The sequence below is a fragment of the Kribbella sp. NPDC051620 genome (assembly GCF_044453825.1).
Lineage (GTDB): Bacteria > Actinomycetota > Actinomycetes > Propionibacteriales > Kribbellaceae > Kribbella.
Window position 1 is genome coordinate 978,169 of record NZ_JBITDB010000005.1, and the last position, 23,817, is coordinate 1,001,985.

General features: G+C 67.0%; 22 protein-coding genes and 1 pseudogene. 7 read left to right on the forward strand and 16 right to left on the reverse strand.

All coding sequences use genetic code 11. The features are described 5' to 3' along the window. Positions 1–161: 161 nt before the first annotated feature. Entirely contained in the window at positions 162–1,382 is a 1,221-nt protein-coding gene (locus ACIA12_RS29430; protein ID WP_396370398.1) for a cation:proton antiporter, read from the reverse strand. 119 nt (positions 1,383–1,501) lie between these two features. Continuing rightward, entirely contained in the window at positions 1,502–1,978 is a 477-nt protein-coding gene (locus ACIA12_RS29435) for a TrkA C-terminal domain-containing protein (RefSeq protein WP_343983039.1), read from the reverse strand. A gap of 141 nt (positions 1,979–2,119) precedes the next feature. Here ACIA12_RS29435 and ACIA12_RS29440 point away from each other — a divergent pair, with 141 nt between their 5' ends. After that, positions 2,120–2,665, forward strand: coding sequence for a PadR family transcriptional regulator (locus tag ACIA12_RS29440; RefSeq protein ID WP_396370399.1), 546 nt, complete (start codon positions 2,120–2,122; stop codon positions 2,663–2,665). After that, the gene (locus ACIA12_RS29445; protein WP_396370400.1) at positions 2,662–4,665 is read left to right on the forward strand and encodes an FAD-dependent oxidoreductase; all 2,004 of its coding nucleotides are present in this window, start codon (positions 2,662–2,664) and stop codon (positions 4,663–4,665) included. Before ACIA12_RS29440 ends, ACIA12_RS29445 begins: the two co-directional genes overlap by 4 nt. Positions 4,666–5,267: 602 nt before the next feature. Here the strand turns inward: ACIA12_RS29445 and ACIA12_RS29450 are convergent. Continuing rightward, positions 5,268–6,677 (reverse strand): M1 family metallopeptidase, encoded by a 1,410-nt coding sequence (locus ACIA12_RS29450; RefSeq protein WP_396370401.1) that lies wholly within the window; start codon positions 6,675–6,677, stop codon positions 5,268–5,270. A gap of 111 nt (positions 6,678–6,788) precedes the next feature. On the opposite strand from ACIA12_RS29450, the gene ACIA12_RS29455 reads away from it, so the two are divergent. Continuing rightward, positions 6,789–8,084 carry an alpha/beta hydrolase gene (locus ACIA12_RS29455; RefSeq protein WP_396370402.1) on the forward strand — a complete coding sequence of 432 codons (1,296 nt, stop codon included), beginning with the start codon at positions 6,789–6,791 and terminating at the stop codon, positions 8,082–8,084. A 143-nt stretch (positions 8,085–8,227) separates the two neighbouring features. Here ACIA12_RS29455 and ACIA12_RS29460 read toward each other — a convergent pair whose 3' ends face one another. The 13 genes and pseudogenes from ACIA12_RS29460 to ACIA12_RS29520 all read right to left on the reverse strand — a co-directional run bounded on the left by ACIA12_RS29460 (position 8,228) and on the right by ACIA12_RS29520 (position 17,273). Further along, the gene (locus ACIA12_RS29460) at positions 8,228–8,902 is read right to left on the reverse strand and encodes a hypothetical protein (RefSeq protein WP_396370403.1); all 675 of its coding nucleotides are present in this window, start codon (positions 8,900–8,902) and stop codon (positions 8,228–8,230) included. A gap of 329 nt (positions 8,903–9,231) precedes the next feature. After that, positions 9,232–10,146: a hypothetical protein gene (locus ACIA12_RS29465; RefSeq protein ID WP_396370404.1), complete on the reverse strand. Its 915-nt coding sequence runs from the start codon at positions 10,144–10,146 to the stop codon at positions 9,232–9,234. Between the two features lie 241 nt (positions 10,147–10,387). Next, positions 10,388–10,852 carry an ATP-binding protein gene (locus ACIA12_RS29470; RefSeq protein ID WP_396370441.1) on the reverse strand — a complete coding sequence of 155 codons (465 nt, stop codon included), beginning with the start codon at positions 10,850–10,852 and terminating at the stop codon, positions 10,388–10,390. Further along, positions 10,747–11,145, reverse strand: a pseudogene (locus ACIA12_RS29475) (ATP-binding protein); the annotation flags it as partial. The gene ACIA12_RS29470 and the pseudogene ACIA12_RS29475, both read right to left, overlap by 106 nt. Positions 11,146–11,162: 17 nt before the next feature. Then, on the reverse strand, positions 11,163–11,336 hold the full coding sequence (locus ACIA12_RS29480; RefSeq protein WP_396370405.1) for a hypothetical protein: 174 nt from the start codon (positions 11,334–11,336) through the stop codon (positions 11,163–11,165). Next, complete coding sequence (locus tag ACIA12_RS29485; protein ID WP_396370406.1) at positions 11,336–12,043, reverse strand: hypothetical protein; 708 nt, start codon at positions 12,041–12,043, stop codon at positions 11,336–11,338. Before ACIA12_RS29485 ends, ACIA12_RS29480 begins: the two co-directional genes overlap by 1 nt. A 19-nt stretch (positions 12,044–12,062) precedes the next feature. Further along, positions 12,063–12,344, reverse strand: a complete 282-nt coding sequence (locus tag ACIA12_RS29490) for a hypothetical protein (RefSeq protein ID WP_396370407.1) — start codon at positions 12,342–12,344, stop codon at positions 12,063–12,065. A gap of 421 nt (positions 12,345–12,765) precedes the next feature. Continuing rightward, complete coding sequence (locus ACIA12_RS29495) at positions 12,766–13,578, reverse strand: alpha/beta fold hydrolase (RefSeq protein WP_396370408.1); 813 nt, start codon at positions 13,576–13,578, stop codon at positions 12,766–12,768. A 48-nt stretch (positions 13,579–13,626) separates the two neighbouring features. Beyond that, positions 13,627–13,782: a hypothetical protein gene (locus tag ACIA12_RS29500; RefSeq protein WP_396370409.1), complete on the reverse strand. Its 156-nt coding sequence runs from the start codon at positions 13,780–13,782 to the stop codon at positions 13,627–13,629. 218 nt (positions 13,783–14,000) lie between these two features. Further along, complete coding sequence (locus tag ACIA12_RS29505) at positions 14,001–14,846, reverse strand: ABC transporter permease (RefSeq protein WP_396370410.1); 846 nt, start codon at positions 14,844–14,846, stop codon at positions 14,001–14,003. Continuing rightward, positions 14,843–15,796, reverse strand: coding sequence for an ATP-binding cassette domain-containing protein (locus ACIA12_RS29510; RefSeq protein WP_396370411.1), 954 nt, complete (start codon positions 15,794–15,796; stop codon positions 14,843–14,845). Before ACIA12_RS29510 ends, ACIA12_RS29505 begins: the two co-directional genes overlap by 4 nt. Before the next feature lie 104 nt (positions 15,797–15,900). Continuing rightward, the gene (locus ACIA12_RS29515; RefSeq protein WP_396370412.1) at positions 15,901–16,494 is read right to left on the reverse strand and encodes a PadR family transcriptional regulator; all 594 of its coding nucleotides are present in this window, start codon (positions 16,492–16,494) and stop codon (positions 15,901–15,903) included. A 209-nt stretch (positions 16,495–16,703) separates the two neighbouring features. Further along, positions 16,704–17,273, reverse strand: coding sequence for a hypothetical protein (locus ACIA12_RS29520; RefSeq protein ID WP_396370413.1), 570 nt, complete (start codon positions 17,271–17,273; stop codon positions 16,704–16,706). An 827-nt stretch (positions 17,274–18,100) separates the two neighbouring features. On the opposite strand from ACIA12_RS29520, the gene ACIA12_RS29525 reads away from it, so the two are divergent. From ACIA12_RS29525 to ACIA12_RS29540, 4 genes are all read left to right on the forward strand, one after another. Further along, complete coding sequence (locus ACIA12_RS29525) at positions 18,101–18,925, forward strand: ABC transporter ATP-binding protein (RefSeq protein ID WP_396370415.1); 825 nt, start codon at positions 18,101–18,103, stop codon at positions 18,923–18,925. An 8-nt stretch (positions 18,926–18,933) separates the two neighbouring features. After that, positions 18,934–19,914, forward strand: coding sequence for an ABC transporter substrate-binding protein (locus ACIA12_RS29530; RefSeq protein WP_396370416.1), 981 nt, complete (start codon positions 18,934–18,936; stop codon positions 19,912–19,914). After that, positions 19,911–22,007: an iron ABC transporter permease gene (locus tag ACIA12_RS29535; RefSeq protein ID WP_396370417.1), complete on the forward strand. Its 2,097-nt coding sequence runs from the start codon at positions 19,911–19,913 to the stop codon at positions 22,005–22,007. Before ACIA12_RS29530 ends, ACIA12_RS29535 begins: the two co-directional genes overlap by 4 nt. Before the next feature lie 142 nt (positions 22,008–22,149). Beyond that, positions 22,150–23,454: a metallophosphoesterase family protein gene (locus tag ACIA12_RS29540; RefSeq protein ID WP_396370418.1), complete on the forward strand. Its 1,305-nt coding sequence runs from the start codon at positions 22,150–22,152 to the stop codon at positions 23,452–23,454. Positions 23,455–23,817: the final 363 nt, after the last annotated feature.

The following is a 23,817-nucleotide window of genomic DNA, read 5'->3' on the forward strand; positions in this document are numbered from 1 at the left end:
GCGCCTTCCCTTGCAGCCGTGAGGCTGCGCCGTGTGTAGGCGACGGCCGGCGCCTACACTGCCGACCTCCGAGCCCACGGCGACCTGCGCCACCGCCGCACACCGAACTCGGCACACTGCGCCTTCCCTTGCAGCCGTCAGGCTGCGCCGTAAGGCGGTGGTCAGCTGTTGGAGTTGGCGGGGTCGTCCAGGCGTTCCGCGAGGGGTGGGCCGATGGGTTCGGGTTTCTTGCGGAGGTTGGTCAGCTTGCGGGTGACCGGTTCGGTGAAGCGGGCGGTGATGGGGCCGAGGATTACGAGAATGAGGACGTAAGCGGTTGCCAGCGGGCCGAGGCGGGGTTCGACTCCGACTGCGAGGCCGGCGATGACGATCGAGAACTCGCCGCGCGCGACGAGCGTGCCGCCCGCGCGCCAGCGGCCGGCGGACTTGACGCCCGCCTTGCGAGCGGCGTACCAGCCGGTGGCGATCTTCGTCAGCGAGGTCAGTACTGCGAGCGCCAACGCGACTCCCAGCACCGGCGGAATGTCGGCCGGGTCGGTGCTCAAGCCGAAGAAAACAAAGAAGACGGCGGCAAACAAATCCCGCAGCGGGCTGAGCAGATTGCGCGCGCCCTTCGCCACCTCGCCCGACAACGCGATCCCGACCAGGAACGCCCCGACCGCCGCCGACACCTGCAACTTCTGCGCGACCCCGGCGACAAGCAGCGTCAAACCCAGTACGACGAGGAGCAACATCTCCGGGTTGTCGGACGAGACGGCCCGGCTGATCACCCGCCCGTAGCGCAAGGCGACGAACAGTACGACGCTCACCGTCCCCAGCGAGATCAGCAACGTCACACTGCCACCCGCCAGCCCGACACCGGCGAGCAACGCCGTCAGGATCGGCAGATAGACCGCCATCGACAGATCCTCGAGCACCAGGATCCCCAGCACGATCGGTGTCTCGCGATTACCGAGCCGCCCGAGATCGCCGACCACCTTCGCGATCACCCCCGACGACGAGATCCAGGTGACGCCGGCCAGCGCGACCGCCGCCACCGGTCCCCAGCCGAGCAGCAGCGCAACGGCGGCACCCGGCAACGCGTTCAGCAGGAAGTCGACCACGCCGGACAGGTACTGCGTCTTCAGCGTTCCCACCAGATCCGCCGCCGTGTACTCGAGCCCGAGCAGCAACAGCAGCAGGATCACCCCGATCTCGGCGCCGGTGGCAACGAACTCCTCCGATGCATCCAGCGGCAGCAGCCCACCGTGGCCGAAGGCGAGTCCGGCCAGCAAGTACAGCGGAATCGGCGAGAAGCCGACCCGCCCGGCGATCCGGCCAAGGATGCCAAGGGCAAGCAACACGCCCCCCAGCTCGATCAGCAAGCCAGTCGTCTCGTGCATATCAGCCTCCCGCGATCGGCTCGACGGCGGTGGGGCGCAGGAGAGTGGGCTGGTGCATGTGAGTCGATCCCGTGATCGGCTTGGCGGTGGTGGGGCGCGGGGGAGTGGGATGGTGCATCTCAGCCTCCCGTGATCAGTTCGGCGACGGCGTCGACGCCTTCGCGGGTGCCGACTACGACGATCGTGTCCCCGGTGGCGAACCTGAAGTCGGGTGTTGGTGAGGGCACGGCGCCGGTACGGCGTAGTACCGCGACAATCGACGCGCCGGTCCGGGTGCGGGCCTGGGTGTCGCCGAGCGTGCGGCCGGAGTACGGGGAGCGGCTGGTGATCGGGATCTGCTCGGTGACCAGGTCGATCTCGATGTCACCGCGCAGCGGCTCGATCGGCGCGGGGATCAGGAGCTGACCGAGCGCGCTCGCCTCGGCCGGGCCGAGCGGGACGCTGCCCAGGCAGCTGTCGTCGTCCTCCGGATCGTGGAACCCCAGGAACCGCCGGCCGTCCGTGTGCACCACCACCGAGACGTGCTTGCCGCCGTCGGTGATGAGGTCGTACCGGGTGCCGATCCCGGGCAACGTGGTCCTGGTCGGGTGCTCCATGGAAGTCTCTCCGCTCCGCAATAGCTGGCGTCTGCAACCATTCTCCCTCATCCGACCAACCGGTTGGATGTCCGCGGCCGGGGTGTGAGCTGCACTGCAATCAGGTGCAGTGCAACTCGTTGCATAGGTATGGTCGGCGGTATGACCCTCGAACACGCGATTCTCGTCTCGCTCACCGAGCGCGCCGGGTCCGGCTACGAGCTGGCCAGGCGGTTCGACCGGTCGATCGGCTTCTTCTGGCCCGCGACCCATCAGCAGATCTACCGGGTGCTGCGCCGGATGGATGACGCCGGCTGGATCACGCATACCGACGTGGCCCAGGACGGCCGCCCGGACAAGAAGGTCTACGAGGTGTCCTCGGATGGCCGCGATGAGCTCACGCGCTGGCTGGCCGAGCCCGTCGATCCGGCTCTTCTGCGTGACGGGTTGGCGGTCAAGCTCCGCGGCGCCTCGCTGGGCGACACTTCGGCGGTACTGCGTGAAGTCGAGCGCCACCGTGCCGAGCACGCGACCCGGCTGGAGACCTACCGCGCCATCCAGCAGCGCGACTTCCCCAAGCCGGACAAGCTCAATGGCCGGGAACTACACCAGTACCTCGTACTCCGCGGCGGCGTCCGCGCCGAGGAGTCGTTCCTCGGCTGGTGCGACGAAGTCATCCAGGCGATGCGATCGGAAGGCACCTCATGAGCGAGTACCCGAACCTGCTGGCCCCGCTCGACCTCGGCCACGTCACCCTGAAGAACCGGGTGATCATGGGGTCGATGCACACCGGTCTCGAGGACCGTGCCAAGGACCTGCCGAAGCTCGCCGCGTACTTCGCCGAGCGCGCTCGCGGCGGCGTCGGCCTCATCGTCACGGGCGGCTACGCGCCGAACCGGACCGGCTGGCTGACCCCCTTTGCCTCGAAGCTGACGACGCGCCGTGAGGCTCGCGGACATCGGGTGGTTACCGATGCGGTGCACGCCGAGGGCGGGTTGATCGCGTTGCAGATCCTGCATGCGGGGCGGTACGCGTATCACCCGTTCAGTGTCTCGGCATCGGCGGTGAAGGCGCCGATCAACCCGTTCAAGCCGCGTGCGCTGTCGGATCGGGGTGTGCGACGGCAGATCGCGGCGTACGTCGACTGTGCCGCGCTGGCTCGCGAGGGCGGGTACGACGGGGTCGAGGTGATGGGGTCCGAGGGGTACTTCATCAACCAGTTCCTGGCCGAGCGGACGAACAAGCGGCGCGATCGCTGGGGTGGCAGCGCGGAGAACCGTCGCCGGGTCGCGGTCGAGATCGTCCGGGGGATTCGCGAACGCGTCGGGCCGGACTTCCTGATCATCTACCGGCTGTCGATGGCGGACCTGGTCGAGGGCGGCCAGGAATGGTCCGAGGTCATTGCTCTGGGCAAGGAGATTGAGGCAGCGGGCGCGTCGATCATCAACACTGGGATCGGCTGGCATGAAGCGCGGGTGCCGACGATCGTGACGTCGGTGCCCCGGGCCGCGTTCACGTCGATCACGGCGTCGTTCCGGCCTCATGTCTCCATCCCGGTCGTGACCTCGAACCGGATCAACCTGCCGCAGGTGGGCGAGGAGGTACTGGCTCGCGGTGACGCCGATCTGATCAGTATGGCCCGCCCGTTCCTGGCCGATCCGGAATGGGTGCTCAAGGCAACTTCTGGCCGGGCGGATGAGATCAACGTCTGCATCGCCTGCAATCAGGCCTGTCTGGACCACGTGTTCGCCAGGCGGCACGCGAGTTGCATGGTCAATCCACGCGCCGCTCGGGAGACCGAATTGGTGCTGCTGCCGACTCGGCGTACACGTCGTATCGCGGTGGTCGGCGCTGGGCCGGCCGGGCTGTCGGCGGCTGTCACTGCCGCTGAACGCGGGCATGATGTCGAGCTTTTCGAAGCAGACAACGAGATCGGCGGGCAATTCGGGATCGCCCGGCGGATCCCCGGCAAGGAAGAATTCGCCGAGACCATCCGGTACTACGAACGCCGGCTCGAATTGACCGGCGTCAAACTCCACCTCGGCCACCGCGCCGTCGCCGCCGACCTCGAAGGCTTCGACGACGTCATCCTCGCGACTGGTGTCGTGCCGCGCATTCCGTCCATCCCCGGCATCGACCACGAGAAGGTCCTCTCGTACGTCGACGTAGTCCGCCACGGCCGTCCCGTCGGCAAGTCGGTCGCCGTCATCGGCGCCGGCGGCATCGGCGTGGACGTCACCGAATTCCTCACCACCGTTGACTCCCCGACCCTCGACCTGGCCGCCTGGAAGGCCGAATGGGGCGTCGCCGACCCCCGGACAACCCGCGGCGCCCTCACCAAACCCCACCCCGAGCCGTCGCCCCGCCAGATCTACCTACTCCAACGCAAGCCCGGCAAAATCGGCGCCACCCTGGGCAAAACCACCGGCTGGGTCCACCGAGCCGCGCTGAAGAACAAGCAGGTCGAGCTCCTCACCAACGTCAACTACGAACGCATAGACGACGAAGGCCTCCACCTGACCTTCGGCCCCAACCACGAAAACCCCCGCGTACTACCAGTCGACACGGTAGTCATCTGCGCCGGCCAAGAACCGGTCCGCGACCTCGCCACCCCCACCGCCCACCTGATCGGCGGCGCCCACCAAGCCACCGAACTAGACGCCAAACAAGCCATCCTCCAAGGCACCGAACTAGCCGCCACCTTGTAGAAACAAGAGCAAAGAACAGGAGCAAAGAACATTATAAATGTGGGCACGGGTGGGCTGGTAGCTTCGGCTGAGCGTTGGCTTCGGCCAGCAGTTGCTTCGAGCGGGCTGGCAACCCGGCAGGTGGTGCCGTGGGCCGCTGGTCCGTAGCGGATGGAGCGGCACGAGGGCATGCTGAAGGGAGGGGCGGATCTGCTGCGACGCCCTGGGTGCAGGCGTTAGCGCCGGGAGAGGCGGCCGCTCACGCTTCGGTGGCGTGGCGGACAGCACAGGTCCTCCAGCGTTTGTGGACGGCTCAGTGGGTGGCCGGGAGAGCAGGGTGTGCGCGCGTTGGGGGACAGCCGGTGATTCACCGGGCTGACCGCAACGGACGATGGCATCGAGGAAGTACGCCGGCGCCATCGCCGGTGCGATCGCGGGTTTCGGGCCGGCCACGACAGGGTCCTGAGGTGTCTGAGTGCGGCTGCCTTGCCGCCGATCCAGCGGGGGTGGGCGGCTGGCCGTTGAGTTGCAACAACCCCGGCCGGAAACCCGGTCGGGGTTGTTGGTTTGTTGAGGTGCTGGCTGGTGCGGGCGAGGTGGACAGTCGCCTGCGCGAGCGTGGGTTAGAGCTTGGGTTTGCCGGGTTGGTAGAGCCAGGTGTTGAAGAACGGGGTCAGGTCGCGGTGGGTTTGGTGTTCTACGTAGGTGATGAAGTCTTGGGTTGAGACGTTGGAGTGGCGGTGGGTTGTGGGCCAGGACTTCAGGAGGGTGAAGAAGGCTTTGTCGCCTATTTTGAGGCGGAGGGCGTGGAGGGTGAGGGCGCCTCGGGTGTAGACGAGGTCGTCGAAGATCTGGTCTCGGCCGGGGTCGGCCACTTTGCCGGTCCAGTCCTTCTCGCCGGCGTAGGCCTCGTTGAAGCTTTGCTGGACGGGGACGCCGTTGAACTTCTCCTGGTAGAGCCATTCGGAGTACGTGGCGAAGCCCTCGTTGAGCCAGATGTCCGACCAGCGGGCGGGGGTGAGGCTGTCGCCGAACCATTGGTGACCCAGCTCGTGGGCGAGCAGGTCGCCGCTGACCTTGCTGCTGCGCTGGTCGTAGACCGGCCGGCCCTGCGTCTCCAGCGCATAGTGCACGCCGACGTCGCCGATGATGCCGCCCGTGGACGCGAACGGGTAGCGGCCGTACAGCGTCTGCTCCCACTCGACAACCTGCGCGGTGGTCTTATTGAGCACCTTGCCCTGGCCGGCCACAGTGTCGATCGACTGGCCGATCGCGGTGATGTTCGGCCGGCCGTCGCGCAGCACCCCGCGAGTGACGTTGTACTTCCCGATCGCAAGCATGCTGAGTTCGCTGGCCATCGGCTGGTTCATCTTCCACCGGAAGGTGGTCCTGCCGCCGCGCTTGGTGACGGGACCAGGCTCGCCGTTCGCCAGTACCGTCAGGCCGTTCGGCACGTTGACGGTCTGGCTGTACGTCGCCTTGTCGCGGGTCGTGTCGTTCACCGGGTAGTAGGTCGCCGCGCCGATCGGCTGGTTGAGCGCGACCGCGCCGTCCTTGGTGGCGACCCAGCCGGAGATCCCCAGTGCCGGGTCATCGATCTTCGACGGTACGCCCGCATACGACACCGACACGACGAACTTGCTCCCTCGCCGCAGCCCGTGCGGTGGGGTGATCACCAACTCCTGCGCACCGGTCCGCTTGAAGGCCGCCCGCCGCCCGTTGACCGAGAGCTTGCTGATCTTCAACGGCCCCAGGAAGTCCAGGTCGAACCGGGACAGATTCTGCGTCGCACGGGCGGAGATCGTCGTCGTCGCGCTGATCGCATGAGTCGTGGGACTGAATGCGAGCTTGATGTCGTAGTGACTCACGTCATAGCCACCATTGCCCATGTCCGGGAAGTACGGATCCCCGTCCCCGGCCGCACCGGGGGAGAACACCGAGACCGGCGCCGCAGTGGCGGCCGGACTCACCGCCGCCATCAACCCAAGAGCCACTGCGCCGACGATCAACGAGTGGCGGACCGCACGTCCCATAACTCCTCCTTGGCAATGCTCAACGACGACTCGCACGGCGTGCGGCAACCAAACTAGTCGGCAGGGCGTCTACCTTCGGGGCAGGGGTGCCGGGGGCCTACGGAGGATGACGTGGCATTAGAGGTATCGCTGCTGAGCGGTTGGCTGCCATGGACCCTTGAGAGCGTCGCTGTCGTCGCGCTGCTCGTCGCGGTGGGATGGCGTGACGCGCGGTGGCGGACCCGGAAGCTGCCGGTCATTGTGGTGGGGTCTGCGGCGATCGCGGCTCTGATGGCTTGGGTGGTGGTACCGGCGGCAGGCGTGACTGATCCGCTGCCCGTTGCGGTGTGGTTGTGGCTCGGGGTCGTGGTCGGCGCGTTGCTGGTCTTGGTCGTCGGCTGGAACTCGCCCCGGCGGGCGACTGGGCACGCGGCGATGTCGCGGACGGTGAACTGGCGGCATCGAGGGGCGGCGGTTGTTGCTGCCACCCTGGCTGCGGTCGTCTGCGTCAACGGAGTCAACCGGTTCGTCGGGTACTTCCCGACCGTCGGCGACGCGGTGGCCGGGATCGAGAACAAGCAGGTACCGGGCGAGGTCTCGCTCCACCAGCTGACCACCAAGCCGGATCCGGTTGCCCAGAGGACGGGCAAGCTGGTCAAGGTCACCATCCCGGCGACGCCGAGCGGGTTCAAGCACCGGCCCGAGCTGGTCTGGCTGCCACCGGCGTGGTTCCAGAAGACGCGGCCGGCCTTGCCGGCGGTGGAGATGATCGCCGCCGAGCACTCCAAGCCCGAGAACTGGATCCGCATCGGACAAGCCGTCCAGACCGCGGAGAAGTACGCGGCAAGACATCACGGCGCCGGCCCGATCCTGATCTTCGTCGACCCGACGGGCGGGTTTGGCAACGACACCGAGTGCGTCAACGGGCCGCACGGGCAAGCGGAGGATCACCTCGTTCTCGACGTACCGCAGTACGTCGAGAAGCACTTCGGCGCCTCGACGGATCCGCGCAAATGGGCGATCGCCGGCTTCTCGATGGGCGGTACCTGCGCCATCGGACTCGTCACCGAGCACCCCGAGGCGTTCCGGCACTTCATCGACATCTCCGGCGACGAGGCCCCGAACACCGGCGACGAGGCTCAGACGATCGCCAGCCTGTTCGGCGGCTCGCAGGCGGCGTACAACGCTCACGCCCCGCTGACCGTGATGGCCAAGCACGGCCCGTACCCGCCAATCACCGGCCAGTACCTCGACGGCAACGAGGAACTCACCCACATCCGGGTAGCCAAGGAGTTCATCACCGCCGGCAAGAAGGTCGGCATCACCTCGACCCTGACCATCCAACCCGGCAGCCACAACTGGCAGTTCGCCACCCAGGCCTTCACCTACACCTACCCCTGGCTAGCCGACCAACTCCTCAACACCTGATCCGTATCCGAGTTCAGTGCGTCCATCCTTGACCACATCACGCCTCAACGCGTCGACCGATCTGGCGGAATGTCCAGGGGTTGTCCGGCCCGATCCGTGGCCGCTGTCAGCAAGCCCGTTAGCACGGGGAAGAACCGCTCGGATCAGGATTCGACGTCGACCCAGCCTTTGGAGAGCGCGAGCTGACCTGCTTGATGGACGCGGCGCTGCTTCATTAGCCAGCGCTGCAGGTCGTCGACGGATTGTGCGATGGATCGTCCCGTGGTGTCGAGCAGGTACGTGTCCCACCGGGGATCCTGCTTGGCCCACCCTGACCATCGACCCCAGGCCATATCCGGCCAGCTGCCGTCAATGATCACGTCAGGCCGGTAGCGAGGGTCTTCCGCGTGCCCAAGGTGCCAGGCGCCCCAACCGACGAAGGAGTCCAGGACTGCCGGTGGCCACCGACCATCGTCACGTTGATCGAGTCGCCGCCGTCGCTCCTCGTCGGCGACGTGAACTAGGCACACTGCGATGCCATCTAGTTGAGGGGCCGAGGGCGAAGCCAAGATCTCCCCGAGCGGTGACTGCCCGGTGAGGAGAACATCCACCCCGCGGTTTTGGTACTCCAGGGCGCGGCCGATCCATTGTTCTGTCGTCCGGTTTCGCCACTGCTTGTCAGCATCCTCCGGCACCCCGATCTCGTCGTGGTCATGAATAGCGACACCCGACATCCGGTTGCCCAACGCGCGGGCCAGCGTGGTCTTACCTGAGCAACTCGAACCGGTCAGTATCAGCAGCATCTGACCAACCTGGCAGTCGAAGTCATTCCGGGCCACTGATTTAGACCCTGCAACGGGTACGTCGCGGCTCCACTCCCCGACGACAAGACGTCCCCTGCCGGAGGCGGTTGTTGTTGCTCAGGAAAGACCCCGAGAGCGGGTGCGGACGGTGAACGGCCGGAGGCCGCATGCGCACCCGCGCTCCGCGCGCCGAAGGCGCGAGTTGATCCCATAAGAGGTGAACTCGGCAGCGGCAGGACGCAGGGCTCCGTCCTCCGTCGACTGATGTATGTAGCCCGTCCGCTATGTGTCTGCGGCAGTCGAAAGCACGGATCGCGGTAGGTGCGGACGGTCTCGAAGGCCACGCGGCCGACCCCAAGACCCGCTCATTGTGGTGGCGGTGGAAGTACGTATCCTTCGTCGCCCCGGACGACGTGCCAGCCTTCGCCCAGCTCGTCGAGGCGCTGGTTCACCCAAGCGATCGGGACCGCGTCGATGCCGGCCAGAATGTAGGGCGCGTCCTCGGCGAACCTGTCCAGGTACTCCTGTCGAATCTGGGTCAAGACCTCTAATCTGCGGGTGTACTCACGTGTATCCGGGCCGCGTCCTCCGCGGCCGTATCCCCACGTCGAGGTGTCGAACCCGTATCGCTCGGTCGGCCCCCTAGCTCCGCGGCCGCCGCGGCCGTCGCCACCGATGACTAGCGCGTCGTCACCGACGACGGTGCCGCTGCCGCCATGGCCACCGCTGCCGCCCGTACCGCCGCGCCCCGCGTTGCCTCCGATGACAGTTCCGCGGTTTCCGAGGATGGTGCCGCTTCCGCCGTCGCCGCCGCGGCCACTCGGCTCATCGTCGATGTTGAGGAACTGGGCACGGATGCCGGCGAGCGTTGGCTGGTCGAGAAGGCTGGTCACACGTTCGAGGTGATACAAAGTCACGTGGTCCGGCCATGCGGCCTTGAGGGTCTTTCGCTCCGCGAGCCGCAACTCCTGGTTCGTGACGAACACGAAAGCCTCGGCCTCCTTGCGGTCTCGCGCAGATTCGAGATCAGCGGTGAACTTGGACTCGATGGCGGCGAATGACTGCTGCCCCCGGGGAAAGTAGAACCCCCCGATGTAGCGGACACCGTCGCGCACGCAGACAACGTCCATACCACCGTCTTTTCCGCCGAGCGGGTGACTCGGGTCGACGTCCTCGAAACCTGCGGCCAGCAAAATCTGGACTGCGAGACGCTCAGCTGGACCTTGCCCTGAGGTCCACTCGCGGAGCCGGTGCCAGGTCTCATCCCATCGCTTGCTCACGAGGGCAATCCTGACAGGTAGCCGATCGACTTATACACCGGACATCAACGTGTACGTACGTTGGTCGGCGCTCCGGTGGTTGCCGAACCTTAGCCTGTCGCGGATCAGTTGGCGGACAGGTGTCGCGTGGCTGCGGAGGTTTCGTCCGACACCGCTTGTTGGCGAGTTCTGACACCGCCGGGCACGTGTCGGTGCCGCGGATGTTGGTTTGCGTCGACACCGCTTCCGCGCCCGACGGGTGTCAGGTTGTCCGCTGCTTTGTGGCTTGGGCCAGACGGTAGGAGTCGGTGCCGGTCTCGAGGATGGTGCCGCCGAAGGTGAGTCGGTCGACGATGGCTGCGCATAGCCGGGGGTCGGTGAAGGTCTTGGTCCAGCCGCCGAAGGACTCATTGGACGCGATCGCGACCGAGGCCTTCTCCTCACGCTCGGTGAGGACCTGGAAGAGGAGTTCCGCGCCGCGGCGGTCGAGTTGCATGTAGCCGAGTTCGTCGATGCACAGCAGGTCGACGCGGCCGTAGCGGGCGATGGCTTCGCCAACGTCATCTCGTCGGCGGCCTCGACGAGCTCGTTGGCAAGCTGGGTCGCCAGGGTGTACTTGACCCGGTTGCCGGCCATGGCGGCCTCGGTGCCGAGTGCGATCAGCAGATGGGACTTGCCGGTGCCGGAGTCCCCGATCAGACACAGCGGCTGTCCCTTCTGGACCCATTCGCACTTGGCGAGGGTGTGGATCACGGCGGGATCGATGTTGGGGTTGGCGTCGAAGTCGAAGGCCCGCAGGGACTTCTCGCGGGGGAACTTGGCGGCCTTGATCCGGCGTTCGGACCGGCGTCGGGCGCGATCGTCGCACTCGGCAAGCAATAGTTCGGCGAGGAACCCGCGGTAAGACATCTGCTCACGCCCTGCCCGGTCGGCGTAGTCGGTGAAGGAGTTGCGGATGGTGGGCATTCGCAGCATCCGGCACGCTTGGTCGATCGCGGCGTCGGCTGCTTCTTCGGTCATTCCACGGCGCTTGGTGGTCACGGTGCGGCTCCTTCGCTCGGGGTGTCACGTCGGCTGGCCAACAGCTGGTCGTACTTCTCCACGCTCGGCAGCGGCCGAGTGTCGGCCGGGATGTGGGCGCGGAGCCGGCGCTCGGTCAGCGGTCGCACGGCAGGGATCTCGCCTTCTCCGCGTGCCCTGTCGCCGCTCATCAGGGACTGGTGGTCCGCTGTCGTGTCGTCGGCTCCGCCATCTGCTGTGTCGTTGTACTTGCGCGCTTCCAACGCGACAGCGTCCGCGGTGAGCGCGCCTGCACGCAGCGCCGTCGCGAGTCCGGCGACGACGTGGTCGTGTGGAAGGTGCCGGTGCAGCATGAGGACCTCAATGAGGGCACGGGTGCCGTCGGCGTCAGGACGAGGTGGTTGCGTCGGAACCAGCCGATCTGCCCCTCGACGCCACCCTTCTCGTGCGCACCTTGGATTCCGGGCTGGCAATAGAAGGCGTCGATGCCGTCGTGGGAACGGACGGCGGTCCACCTGTCGGCCTCGACCCGCTGGCGGGAGAACCCGATCACGCTCGCGACGGCGGCCTTGAGGTTGTCGTAGCGGATCCTCCCGGTCGGCACCCCGCCGAGCACGTTGAAGGTGTGGACGTGACCCTCGAAGAAGGCTTCCTGCCCAGCCGAGGCACTGACCCTGTGCACGGCCTTGCCCGAGCAGGAGAGCCGAAGGCTGAACAGCGCGCAGGTTACGAGCTCGCCGCACAGGCGGATGGCGACGTCGCCGAAGTCAACCTCGGCCTCGTGGCCCGGGAGGTGCTCTTGTGGGATGAACGCGTTGGCAGGTTCCCGTCCGACCTCGACGCGAATCTCACGGCGTCGGGTGGCGACGTACTCGCGGACCATCCAGTACGACACCACCCCGGCCCCGTCATGTTCGTCAAAGCAGTCGATCGAAGATCCGCTTCGCCGTGTGTCGCTGCTTCCGCGGCGCGTCGAGGTCCGAGCGCAGCCAGTCGTCGATCACCACTCGGTACGCGTCAAGCCGTGAGCCGCGTTTGGGCGGTTGCTTTCTCTCCTTCGGCCATGCAGATTCCAGCGCCGCCGTCACGCTTCGGAAGCCGACGCCGTGCTTGCGCTGCAGCGCGCGGTTGGACATCCCAGATCGGGCATCCCGTCGGATCGCCGCGTACAGGTCGACCCGGGAACGCGGCTGCGTCATCGGTGGCACTCCTGACGTGAGCACGCCGTGGGCACGACTTTCGGCACCGGGCCACCGCCCGGGAACGGTGACCGCAGGCGACCACAGCCCGGAATCACTGGCCCTGCCGAGGTGACTGGTCATGTGCTGCGCAGGGGTTCGGTGGGCGGTTCTGAGGCGGCCCGGAGTGCGGGGTACGACCGATGACGGAGCCTATGAGCCGCGAGTAGGCCAGGTCGAGTCCCACTGAAGCCCAGGTCAGTACGACGGCCCGGCCTTGCGTGGCGACGAAGACGTTGGTGACGAGCACGCCCAGGATCAGGCCTGTGATGCCGCCGACGACATCAACCTCGGCACCACCTGTCCGCCCCGTGTCCCTGGCGCGACGAAGATCTGCTTGCGCGGTGCCTAATCGGTCTTCCCGCACCACCTCGCGGGCCTCTCAGTGTTCGCTGCTGAAGAACCGTAGCAACAGTGGGCCGATGGTCTGTGGGTCGACGACGTGATCCGGCCCGTCGAGGGTCTCCCGTTGAGCGTGGGGTAGTAGGTCTGCAAGCTCGTCGGCTGCGCGGTCGAAGAAGTCCGAGGGCAGGCCTGCCATGTAGGGGACCGTGATCGGTCCTCCGGTGGTGACCAGGACCGGTTGGGTGACCGTTGCCAGTCGATCGGTCGGCAATTGGTAGCGGTTGTGGAAGACGCTGTCGTGGACCAGCGTGGGCGCGAGGGCGACCGAATCCGCCCAATGCGACGTCTGCTTGCCTGCCGCTTTCCTGGCCGCGATGTTGTCGTCGGAAGCGCCGGACAGGCGCATGAACAGTTCGAGTACCTCCTCGTCTCGCCCGGCGTCGAAGGCGCGTCGGGTGTCCGCGACGTACTCCTCGAATCGCGGGCGTATGTCGTCCCCGACCGCGTAGGGCACCTCCCACACGGCGATCGTGTCGATGGCTGACCCGGCCGCGGCGGCTTCCAGCGCCAGCGCGCCACCAGAGGACGCCCCGAACAGGTGTGCCGAGCCGCCCGCCTCCGCGATCAACGCATCCAGGTCCTCGATCTCCCTTTCCACGGCGTAGGGCTCGGTGAAGCCGCTCGCGCCGCGTCCCCGACGGGCATAGTTGTAGACCGTGAAGTGCTCGGCGAGAGCAGGTACCAAGGGAGCGTTCTCGGCTCCGTCGTCCAGCGCGCCGCCTACCAGGACGACAGCCGGGCCGCTTCCCTTCCGGTCGTAGGCGATGGTGGTGCCATCGTTTGATGTCACGCGAAAGGCCATCTCGTTCATCTCACATCTCCGTTCGAGAGGTTTGTCTCAGCGCCTGAGCAGCGTGCCGACGACGGCCTCGGTGCGCGACCACCGCGCCCTTGCGATCACGGCCGCCACGACGAGAAGGGCGAGCGGCAGCCAAGAGCTCTGCTCGAGCACGAACTGATCGGTGATGACAGCACCGGTCAGCAATGCCGCCAACCCGAGACTGGCCAGGCCCGCCAGAGCCGGGATCAGGAGTCCAACCCCTCCCGCGACTCGCCCGCCCGGGCGTGTGCGCGACGGTTTCCGAGTTGTTCTTGGGGATGGTGCTCATTCGGCTCTCCTTGTCGTGTCCGGGCCTGGTACCGGTGATGGCGTTGGCCGAGTGGGCCGGGTTGTCGGAGCTGATTTCGACCAAGTGCTCGCGGTAGCGGCATCTACTTCTTGTTGCGGTAGAGGACCATGGTGATGGGACCGAAGACCGCGACGAGAAGTACGGACGAGACGAGCACCCAGCCGATTTCCCCGGCGGGCACCGAGCCGTCCATCAGGCCGCGTACCACGGTCGCCAGGTGGCTGATCGGGTTGACCTCGACGACCGCCTGCATCCACCCGGGCATCGTCTTCGGGTCCACGAAGATGTTGCTCACGAACGTCAGCGGGAACATCACCATCATGCTGACCCCCGCCACCGAGTTCGGCGTGCGCAGGATCAGGCTGAGCATCGTCCACAGCCACGACAGGCAGAACGAGAACACCAGCAGCAGCGCGACCGACAGCACCACGCCGACGGCGCCACCCTCCGGCCGGAACCCTAGGACCAGTCCGAGCGTGATCACGATCGCCGACCCGATCGAGTAGCGCATCACATCGCCGAGCAGGGCGCCGACCAGCGGCGACGGTCGCCACACCGGAAGTGACCTGAACCTGTCGAACATCCCCTTCTGGATGTCGGTGTTCAGCGTTATGCCGGTGTTCATGGTGATCATGACGTTCGCCTGCACCAGGATGCCCGGCAGCAGGAACTGCAGGTACTCCTGAGTCGACCCGGCGAGCGCGCCACCGAACAGGTAGGTGAACATCAGCGTGAACATGATCGGGAACAGGGTCACGTCGACGAGCTGCTCGGGCACGTGTTTGATCTTCAGCAAAGCGCGCCAGCCGAACGTCAGCGAGGTGAGCACCGGGCCGGGGCGCGACGGCCGCTCGCCGGCCAACAGCACACTGCGCAGCGCGTCCTCGGTGACCGGCGCCGAGGCCTGTTCCGCGGTCGTGGCATTCATGCGGCGTCCTCCTCGGCGGCGTGTCCGGTCAGGGTGAGGAACACCTCGTCCAGGCTCGGCTGACCGAGCGCGAACTCGGTGACGTCGATGCCGCTGCGGGACAGCTCGGCCAGGGCGCGGGCGACCCGCTCGGGGTCGGAGATCCGCGCGGACAGCTCGGCCGGGTCGGCGGACGGCTCGGCCGGCACCTCGAGGACGCCGGCGAGGACCCGTTCGGCCTCGGCCCGCTGCTCGGGCGCACGTAGCCGTACGTGCAGCGAGCCGGCACCGACCGATGCCTTGAGCTCGCCACTCGAGCCCTCGGCGATCACCTTCCCGTGGTCGATCACCGCGATCCGGTCGGCCAGCTGGTCGGCCTCGTCGAGGTACTGCGTGGTCAGCAACACGGTGGCGCCCTCGGCGACCATGCCCCTGACGATCTCCCAGACCTGGTTCCTGCTGCGCGGGTCGAGCCCGGTCGTGGGCTCGTCGAGGAAGATCAGTTCGGGGGTGACGACCAGGCTCGCCGCGATGTCGATGCGCCTGCGCATCCCGCCGGAGTACTTCTTCACCTGCCGGTCGGCCGCCTCGGCAAGACCGAACGCGTCGAGCAGGTCGGCCGCCCGCTCCCTGCCTCGGCGGCGTGAGTAGCCGAGCAACCTGGCGAGCAGCAACAGGTTCTCCACCCCGGTGAGGTCCTCGTCGACCGACGCGAACTGCCCGGTGAGGCCCACCCTGCTCTGCACCGCCCGGGCGTCACGCACGACGTCGTAGCCGAGCACTTGCGCCTCTCCGGCATCGGGGCGCAGGAGCGTGGCCAGCATGCGGATCGTGGTGGTCTTGCCCGCCCCGTTCGGACCGAGCACGCCGTACACGCCCCCGGCGCTCACGGCCAGGTCCACACCGGCGACCGCGTGGGTCTTGCCGAAGCTTTTCTTCAACCCTCTCGTCTCGATCGCGAGCTTTCCCATGGGTTCGAGTCCTTCTCTCGGTGATGCGAACCGATTGGTTCAGCGCTAGTCAAATTTGATTACTTGACCAGAGTGCACGAGGAAGAACGTCTAGTCAAGTTTGTTTAGAAGCGCATCTTGAGGGGATCGGGGACCGTTCGCCACGAACCCGGATCATCGGCCATGGTGTAGGCACCCTCAGACAGTCGTTTGCTCAAGCTCTTCGCCCACTCCAGTTCGGTGCGTGCGTGTCCCGCCCACAGTTCGGCCTGATCGCGGACGTGTTCGGGAATGTCGGGGTTCGGGTTCTCCCGCCACTTGGCCTGCTCTACGAGCTCCGCTTCCAGGCGCGCGACCCGCTCGTTGACGTGCGCGATGGCATCTGTCCTGGTCAGCATGGGCAACATGGCGATGGACGCGTCGAGCATGGTGGGGTCATGGGTGCGCCGCAGACCGTCGCGGACCAGTTCGACTATCTCGTCGCGTCCCCGAGCTGTCACGTGGTACAGAACGCGCTCCGGCCCGAAGTTGCCCGGCTCGGCGTGTTCGGTGAGGAGGCCATCAGCCGCCGCCTTCTTCAGCGCGTGATAAACCGAGCCGGGCTTGATCTTGGCCCAAGTCTCCGCACCCCAGCTCTGCAGTTCGGACCGCACCTGGTAGCCATGCGCGCCGCCGGAGAGGTGCACGATACCGAGCACCAGGAGCTTCGTCGCCGACATGCGCCCCCTCCGCTCAATCTGCTCGGACTCGCTCCGCTTGCGCGCCCGCCAGGGTGGTGTCAACTCCCACCAATACTAGGGTGCCCTCCTGGTCCGGTGGTGTCAGCACTGACCTGCAAACGGTGCTGGTGGAGACCTCCAAAGCCACCTGAGTCATCCCGGAGTCCTGAGGCCCCTTGCCGGGCAACTCGGCAACCGAGCGCCGCCGCTTACAGCGACTCCCAGCGCCGACGAAGCTCGGCCGCGCTCGCCCCGGACAGAAATTCGTCCCTGACCTTCACCACGGCCTCATCGGTCAGGCCATCTACAGGTAGTCCCATCTCGCTCAAGATTCCGGGCGCACCCTCGATGAAAACCGCCAACTCAGCATCCGGCACGACGCCGAGCGGAAAGTACTGCGGGCGCGGATTGGGCCAGCAGCGACGTACGACCGGTGCATTGAACATCGGCGGAACCATGAACCCGGCGAGCGCTTCGTCTCCGTCTGGCAACGCGCGAAGCCCTTCGATCACCTCGCTTGACAGGAGAAGCATCGCCATCACGACGCCAGCAACGGCTACGTATCCGTACGCCGTGTTGTTCGGCGTCTTCTCTGGTTCGGGCGGATGAAACCAGTGCAGCGTCCACCAGATCGCCATGGCGACATGGGCACGAGGTTCGGCGGAGTGCATCAGCCACACCTGACTGCGGTTGAGTGGCGCGGCAGAATCCGCCATCGCTCGGTACTCGACCTCAGTGAACGGATTTTGCTGAGGCGCGAGCGTTAGGGCATATGCCATCCAAGATTTCCTGGCCTACGTGGTCAATGTGCGCAGGTCGTCCACCGAAAGTCTCGTTGTAGTGCCGTCGAAGATCCTTGCGGACAACTCGATGCTCTCGGGGAATCCGCTCACCATGCGTGCCTTCCGGCAGAGCCTTTGCGCCTGCGGTTTCGTGCAGCCACTGCGCCCAGACGTGCTCCAGATGACTGCGCTGAGGACGGCCTAGCAGGCCGTTCACTGCCGGCAAAGACAGCCGACGGCCAGTACCGCCACGGTGGACGAGTTCGTCATCGGCAGGGTCTTCACATCTGCCGGCATCGACTGAGTGATAGCGAAGCAGTGGGCCAAGGAGTTCGATGCGCTGGGTGTCTCCGACGAGCTCTTGAGAAACCCGATCGGCATCTCCGGGTGGTCTCGACAGGCTGGGCCAAGGGTACCGGCAGACGCACAGATGGGGTCTGCCCCGGGCTGAATCGTCCAACACGTCGCGTCGGCAGAACGTGACTGGTAACGCCCTGAGATGACGGTGACGGTCGTCAAGAATGTGCCCTGATTCGGTCAAGGTTGCGCGGGTGAGGACGACGTTCTCCCATATGTTGGTTGCCTGGGTTTCGATGAATATCGCGTCGCCGGAGTCGCCCAACTCGAGAGCAGTGGTCGGTAAGCACCCGTCCGATTCATAGGGAGTCGCAGGGCCGCCAGCACATAGCCGTGGGTTGGGGGTCGATCACCAAGCCACGAGGTGACGGGCTGCGTGGGGGAACCCCAGTCGCCTTGGTCTGTAGTCGTCCGGTCGCTGGTTGTGAGGATGACGGTGGTACTTAGGTGAGGCTATCCTTCGGGCCATGCGGGAGTCAGTGGGGCTGGCCGGGAGTGGGCTGTCTCTCGGTTATCACGGTAAGCAGGTGGTCGACGGGGCGTCGCTGGAGATCGCGGCCGCCGAGGTCACCGCGCTGGTCGGGCCGAACGGTAGCGGCAAGTCGACGTTGTTGCGCGCCCTGGCTCGCCTGCACAAGCCCGACGCCGGCGAGATCACCTTTCCCGACGGGGAGTCGGCGCTGAGCTTGACCGCGAAGGACTTCGCCCGGCGGGTGACCTTGCTCTCACAGTCCCGTCCGACGCCCAACGGCGTCAGCGTGAGGGACGTCGTCGGGTACGGCAGACACCCGTACCGCGGTCGCTGGCGTCATGACGACCCGGACGGCAATCGCGCCATCATCCACGCGATGGACGTCACCGGCGTCGCCGCGATGGCCGAGCGCGCCGTCGACGAGCTGTCCGGCGGTGAGCTGCAACGCGTCTGGCTCGCCACCTGTCTGGCCCAGGACACCGGCGTCCTGCTGCTCGACGAGCCGACCACGTTCCTCGACCTGCGGTACCAGATCGAGATCCTCGACCTGATGCGCGACCTCGCCGACGATCACGGTGTCGCGGTCGGCGTCGTCCTGCACGACCTGAACCAAGCTGCCGCCGTGGCCGACCGGATCGCCCTGCTCGACCAGGGGCGGATCCGCAGCACCGGTACGCCGGCCGAGGTCCTGCAGGCGGATGCGCTGTCGGAGACGTACGGGATCCGGATCGAGGTCGGTACCGACCCCGCAACAGGCCTCGTCACCACCCGGCCGGTCGGCAAACACCTGCAACGCCAAACCCTCCAGCAAACCAACTGAGGTCATTGATGAAGAGATTCACCGCCCTAGCCGCCGCAGCCCTGGCCGCGGCCCTGGCCCTGACCGCCTGCGGCAGCAGCGAGAACGTCACCCCGGAGGCGAACAGCTCGAGCGCCCACCAGGCCGTCTCCGTCACCGACGCGCGGAACAAGAAGGTCGACCTCAAAACGCCCGCCACCAAAGTGGTCGGCCTGGAGTGGGGCATCGTCGAGAACCTGATCACCCTCGGCGTGCAGCCGGTCGGCGTCGCGGACGTGAAGGGTTACACCGCCTGGGTGAGCGCGGGCAAACTCGACGGCTCGGCCAAGGATGTCGGCACCCGCGGCGAGGCCAGCGTGGACGCGATCGTCGCGCTCACCCCCGACCTGATCATCACCACCACGGACGAGTCGCCGGCCACCATCGCCCAGCTGGAGAAGGCCGCGCCGGTCCTGGTCATCCGGGGCGCCGACGCCAAGAACGCGATCCCGCAGATGCGGACCAACCTCGAGCTGATCGCCCAGGCGGTCGGCAAGACCGACCAGGCGAAGACGGCGCTGGCCGACTTCGACAAGAAGCTTGCCGAGGGCAAGCAGAAGATCGCCGACGCGGGCAAGGCCGGTACGCCGTACACGATGGCCGACGGTTACAAGCAGGGCAGCACGATCTCGATCCGGATGTACACCGCGGGCTCCCTGCTCGGCGCCGTCACCAACGAGCTCGGCCTGAAGAACGCCTGGACCGGCGCCGGTGATCCCGACTACGGCCTCGCGCAGACCGACATCGAGGGCCTGACCAAGCTGAAGGACGGCGAGTTCCTCTACATCGCCAACAACGGCGACGGCGGTGACGTGTTCGGCGGCGACCTGGCCAAGAACGCGATCTGGAAGAACCTGCCGTTCGTGAAGAGCGGCAACGTGCACCGGCTGGCCGACGGCATCTGGATGTTCGGCGGTCCGAAGTCGACCGAGCAGTTCATCGACGCGACGGTGCAGGCAGTCACCTCTTGACCCAGCTGACCGCCCAGCGGCCCGACCTCGCCACCGCGCCCCTGGAGCCTGTACGCCGGGTGCGCGTGGCGGGCGTCTTCGCGATCGCGATCGTCGCGGTCGTGGCGCTGGCGGCGGTCCACCTGACCCAGGGCACGTCCTCGGTGAACGCCGGGGACCTGCTCAAGCTGGTGATCGGCCAGGGCACGGACAACTCGGCGAACGTGCTGGTCGCGTCACGGCTGCCTCGGCTGCTGGCCGGAGTACTGGTCGGGCTTGCGCTGGGTGTCGCTGGTGCAGGTCTGCAGTCGCTGGCCAGGAACCCGCTCGCCTCGCCGGACACGCTCGGCGTCAACGCGGGCGCCTACCTGGCGGTGGTCATCTTCGCCGCCTTCGGGATCTCGCTCCCGACCCTTCCGTCGGGTGGGATCGCGTTCGTCGGCGGGTTGGCGGCCGCAGTACTGGTACTTGGGTTGTCAGCCGGTGGTACCGCCGGACCGACGCGGTTGATCCTGGCCGGGTCGGCGGTCGCGATGGCGCTCGCCGGGCTGACCACGTTGTTGTTGCTGCTGTATCGCGAGGAGACGATCGGCACCTTCGCGTGGGGCGCCGGGACGCTCGTCCAGACCGATCTCGTCGCGGTCAAACAGATGGCGCCGGTTGTTGCCCTCGGCATCTTCGGCGCGATGATGCTGGCCTCGAAGCTGGACATCCTTGCCCTGGGCGACGATACGGCTTCCGTATTAGGTGTCCGGGTACGCCGTACGAGGGTGTGGATCACGCTCGTGACGGTACTGCTGTCCGCCGCGGCGGTCACCGTCGCCGGCCCCGTCGGGTTCGTCGGACTGGTCGCGCCGGTGCTCGTCAGGCTGATCGCTCCGCTCGTCCCGGGCCTCATGCGGCACCGGGTGCTGCTGCCGTTGTCCGGACTGGCCGGCATCCTGGTGGTGATCGCGTCCGACGTCGTCCTGCGCGCGATCCTCGGCGGCCAGGCAGGAGTGGAGATCCCGACCGGCATCATGACGATGCTCGTCGGCGCGATCGTGCTGGTCTGGCTGGCCCGCCGGTTCCGCGACTCCGGGCCGAGCCGGCAACAGGCCGGTGGAGTCGGTGGCGGGCTGCGGTCCGTACGCACGTTCTGGATCGTCGTGGTCGCGCTGGTCGTGCTGCTGGTGGCGGCGCTTGTCTTCGCGATGCTGGCGGGTGATGCCTTCCTCCGTACCGGCGACATCGTCAACTGGCTCAACGGCCGGTCCGGGCGGGCGATCACGTTCGTCCTCGACACACGCTTCCCGCGGGTCCTGTCGGCCGTCCTCTGCGGAGCGGCGCTCGCGATCGCGGGAGCGACCGTGCAGGCCGTCTGCCGCAATCCGCTGGCAGAGCCGGGCATCCTCGGCATCACGGGGGGTGCCGGCGTCGGCGCTGTCGTCGTCCTGATGGCGGTACCGACGGCCGGGATCTGGCTTCTGTCCGGCGTCGCCGCAACGGCCGCACTGGCCACCTTTGCGCTGGTCTATCTGGTCTCCTGGAGGGGTGGGCTCAGTTCGGACCGGCTGGTGCTGATCGGGGTCGGCGTCTCGTCGGCGACGACCGCGATCATCACCTTCGTCATCGTCTACACCGACCCGTGGAACCTCAGCCTCGCGATGACCTGGCTGTCCGGCAGCACGTACGGACGTACGCTGCCGCAGGTGATCCCGGTGGCGATCGCGTTGCTCGTCCTCACCCCGGTGATCGTGCTGGCCCGCCGCGAGCTGGACCTGCTGTCGCTGGACGACGACATCCCGCGCATTCTCGGCGTACGCCTGGAGCGGACCCGTCTGGTCGCGCTGGTCGGTGCGGCGTTGATGACCGCCGCGGCCGTGTCTGCGATTGGAGTGGTGGGCTTCGTCGGCTTGGTCGCTCCCCATGCGGCCCGGGCGCTCGTGGGTGGACGGCATGCGCGGTTGCTTCCGGTCGCGGCTCTGCTGGGCGCCGTACTGGTAAGTGTCGCGGACAGCCTCGGGCGGACGCTGCTGGCGCCGGCGCAGATCCCGGCCGGGCTGCTGACGGCGCTGATCGGGGCGCCGTACTTCGTCTATCTGCTGTGGCGGACGCGCACCGTAAAACTCTGAACAGTCCGCCGGAAAACGGGTTCCGGGGTCTGCTTCACGCGGTGTTCATTCAGTGAACATCGGGTAGTGCTTTCTGGGGTGGTTGCTGATTGTGTTCAGCCCGCTACTTTGCTGTTCACCCCCTACCGCCCGAGGTGGAACCATGCTGAACAGACCGTCCCGACGTACCACGATCGCGGCCCTCGTCACCGGTGGACTGCTCGCCGGCGCCCTGACCGTCGTCGTCACCACCAGCCCGGAAGGCGACGCCCGACCGGTCGCCGCCACGCTGCAACCCCAGCAGGATGTCACCCAGCAGCAGGACACGATCGTCGCCGGTGAGCAGCTCCAGCTCGCCGAGAGCGGCGCGAAGACAGTGGCAGTCACGACCGCTCTGGCCAAGGCCGGGACGAGTCAGCAAGTCTGTGCGGCCTCGGACTCTCGGTGGGTCCGGGTTCGCTTCAAGGAGCTGACGCTGACCGGCAAGGACACGGTCACGGTGGCCGGCTCGGCCGGCGGAAAGTACACGCTCAAGGCAACGAACTGGCAAGGGAAGGCCTTCTACACCAGGGCTTTCCAGGGCAACTGCGTGACCGTCACGCCGAACTTCGCGTCGTCGGCCAGCAGCTATAGGGTCGATGCCTACCAGGCGGGGATCCTGGCGACCGTCACGGTCGCGGCCGCTGGTGACATCTGCGGGTCGGCGTGCAATCAGACCCGGCCGCTGGTGGAGGCGATGAACCCGACGGCGGTGATCACTGCCGGGGACAACGCGTACGAGAGCGGCACGCTTTCGGAGTACAACAACAACTACAACCCGCAGTGGGGCGTCTTCAAGAGCAAGACGTTCCCGACGCCGGGCAACCACGAGTACGTCACGGCCGGCGCCAAGGGGTACTTCGACTACTTCAACGGTGTTGGGCAGGCGACCGGTCGCGCGGGTGATCGGACCAAGGGCTACTACAGCTACGACGTCGGCGACTGGCACTTCGTCGCGCTCAACTCGAACATCGCCAAGACCTCCACGAGCGCCCAGGTCCAGTGGTTGCGCGCGGATCTCGCCGCCAGTACCAAGCCTTGTACTGCGGCGTACTGGCATCACTCGCGCTTCGCTGCCGGCAACTACAGCGACAACACGTCGGTACAGCCGTTCTTCCAGGCGCTCTACGACTACCACGCCGACCTGGTGATCAGCGGCCACGACCACAACTACATCCGCTTCGCCCAGTCGAAGCCGGACGGCACCAAGGACACCACCAACGGTGTCCGCGAGCTCCTGATCGGCACCGGCGGCCGTGCCCTCTACGGCGCCGGCGGCACCACCAAGGCGACGATCGAGAAGAAGGACTACAACACCTTCGGCGTCGGCAAACTAACCCTCACCGCCACCGGCTACACCGCCGCCTTCGTCCCGGTAGCAGGCCGAACCTTCACCGACACAGTCCAAAGCACCTGCCACCCCAAATGATGTACCTCTCCAACACCCGGGCGGCCGACACCGCCGCCCGGGCAGCCGCCCAACCCACCGCCACCACCCAGCCGGCTACCTCCACCGACGCCCAGCCAGCTACGTCCACCGATGCCCAGCTGGCTACATCCGCCGGTGCCCATCCGGCCACCTCCACCGCTAGCCACGGTGCGGCCGCCTCCTCTCCTCCGACGAGCCGCGGGGGGGGGCGGGGGGGGGGGGGGGGGGGCGGGGGGGGGGTGGGGGGGGGGGGGGGGGGGGGGGGGGGGGGGGGTTGGTGGGGGGGGGGGGGGGGGGGCGGGGGGGGTGGGCGCCGGGTCGGTTGGAGTCGTTGGAGTTCGGCGGGGAATCGCTCGTCGAGTG

Coding starts and splice junctions, on each gene's coding strand:
- ACIA12_RS29430 (WP_396370398.1), bottom strand. CDS start 1,382: ATGCACGAGACGACTGGCTTGCTGATCGAGCTGGGGGGCGTGTTGCTT.
- ACIA12_RS29435 (WP_343983039.1), bottom strand. CDS start 1,978: ATGGAGCACCCGACCAGGACCACGTTGCCCGGGATCGGCACCCGGTAC.
- ACIA12_RS29440 (WP_396370399.1), top strand. CDS start 2,120: ATGACCCTCGAACACGCGATTCTCGTCTCGCTCACCGAGCGCGCCGGG.
- ACIA12_RS29445 (WP_396370400.1), top strand. CDS start 2,662: ATGAGCGAGTACCCGAACCTGCTGGCCCCGCTCGACCTCGGCCACGTC.
- ACIA12_RS29450 (WP_396370401.1), bottom strand. CDS start 6,677: ATGGGACGTGCGGTCCGCCACTCGTTGATCGTCGGCGCAGTGGCTCTT.
- ACIA12_RS29470 (WP_396370441.1), bottom strand. CDS start 10,852: ATGGGTCCAGAAGGGACAGCCGCTGTGTCTGATCGGGGACTCCGGCAC.
- ACIA12_RS29480 (WP_396370405.1), bottom strand. CDS start 11,336: ATGAGCGGCGACAGGGCACGCGGAGAAGGCGAGATCCCTGCCGTGCGA.
- ACIA12_RS29490 (WP_396370407.1), bottom strand. CDS start 12,344: ATGACGCAGCCGCGTTCCCGGGTCGACCTGTACGCGGCGATCCGACGG.
- ACIA12_RS29505 (WP_396370410.1), bottom strand. CDS start 14,846: ATGAATGCCACGACCGCGGAACAGGCCTCGGCGCCGGTCACCGAGGAC.
- ACIA12_RS29510 (WP_396370411.1), bottom strand. CDS start 15,796: ATGGGAAAGCTCGCGATCGAGACGAGAGGGTTGAAGAAAAGCTTCGGC.
- ACIA12_RS29515 (WP_396370412.1), bottom strand. CDS start 16,494: ATGTCGGCGACGAAGCTCCTGGTGCTCGGTATCGTGCACCTCTCCGGC.
- ACIA12_RS29520 (WP_396370413.1), bottom strand. CDS start 17,273: ATGGCATATGCCCTAACGCTCGCGCCTCAGCAAAATCCGTTCACTGAG.
- ACIA12_RS29525 (WP_396370415.1), top strand. CDS start 18,101: ATGCGGGAGTCAGTGGGGCTGGCCGGGAGTGGGCTGTCTCTCGGTTAT.
- ACIA12_RS29530 (WP_396370416.1), top strand. CDS start 18,934: ATGAAGAGATTCACCGCCCTAGCCGCCGCAGCCCTGGCCGCGGCCCTG.
- ACIA12_RS29540 (WP_396370418.1), top strand. CDS start 22,150: ATGCTGAACAGACCGTCCCGACGTACCACGATCGCGGCCCTCGTCACC.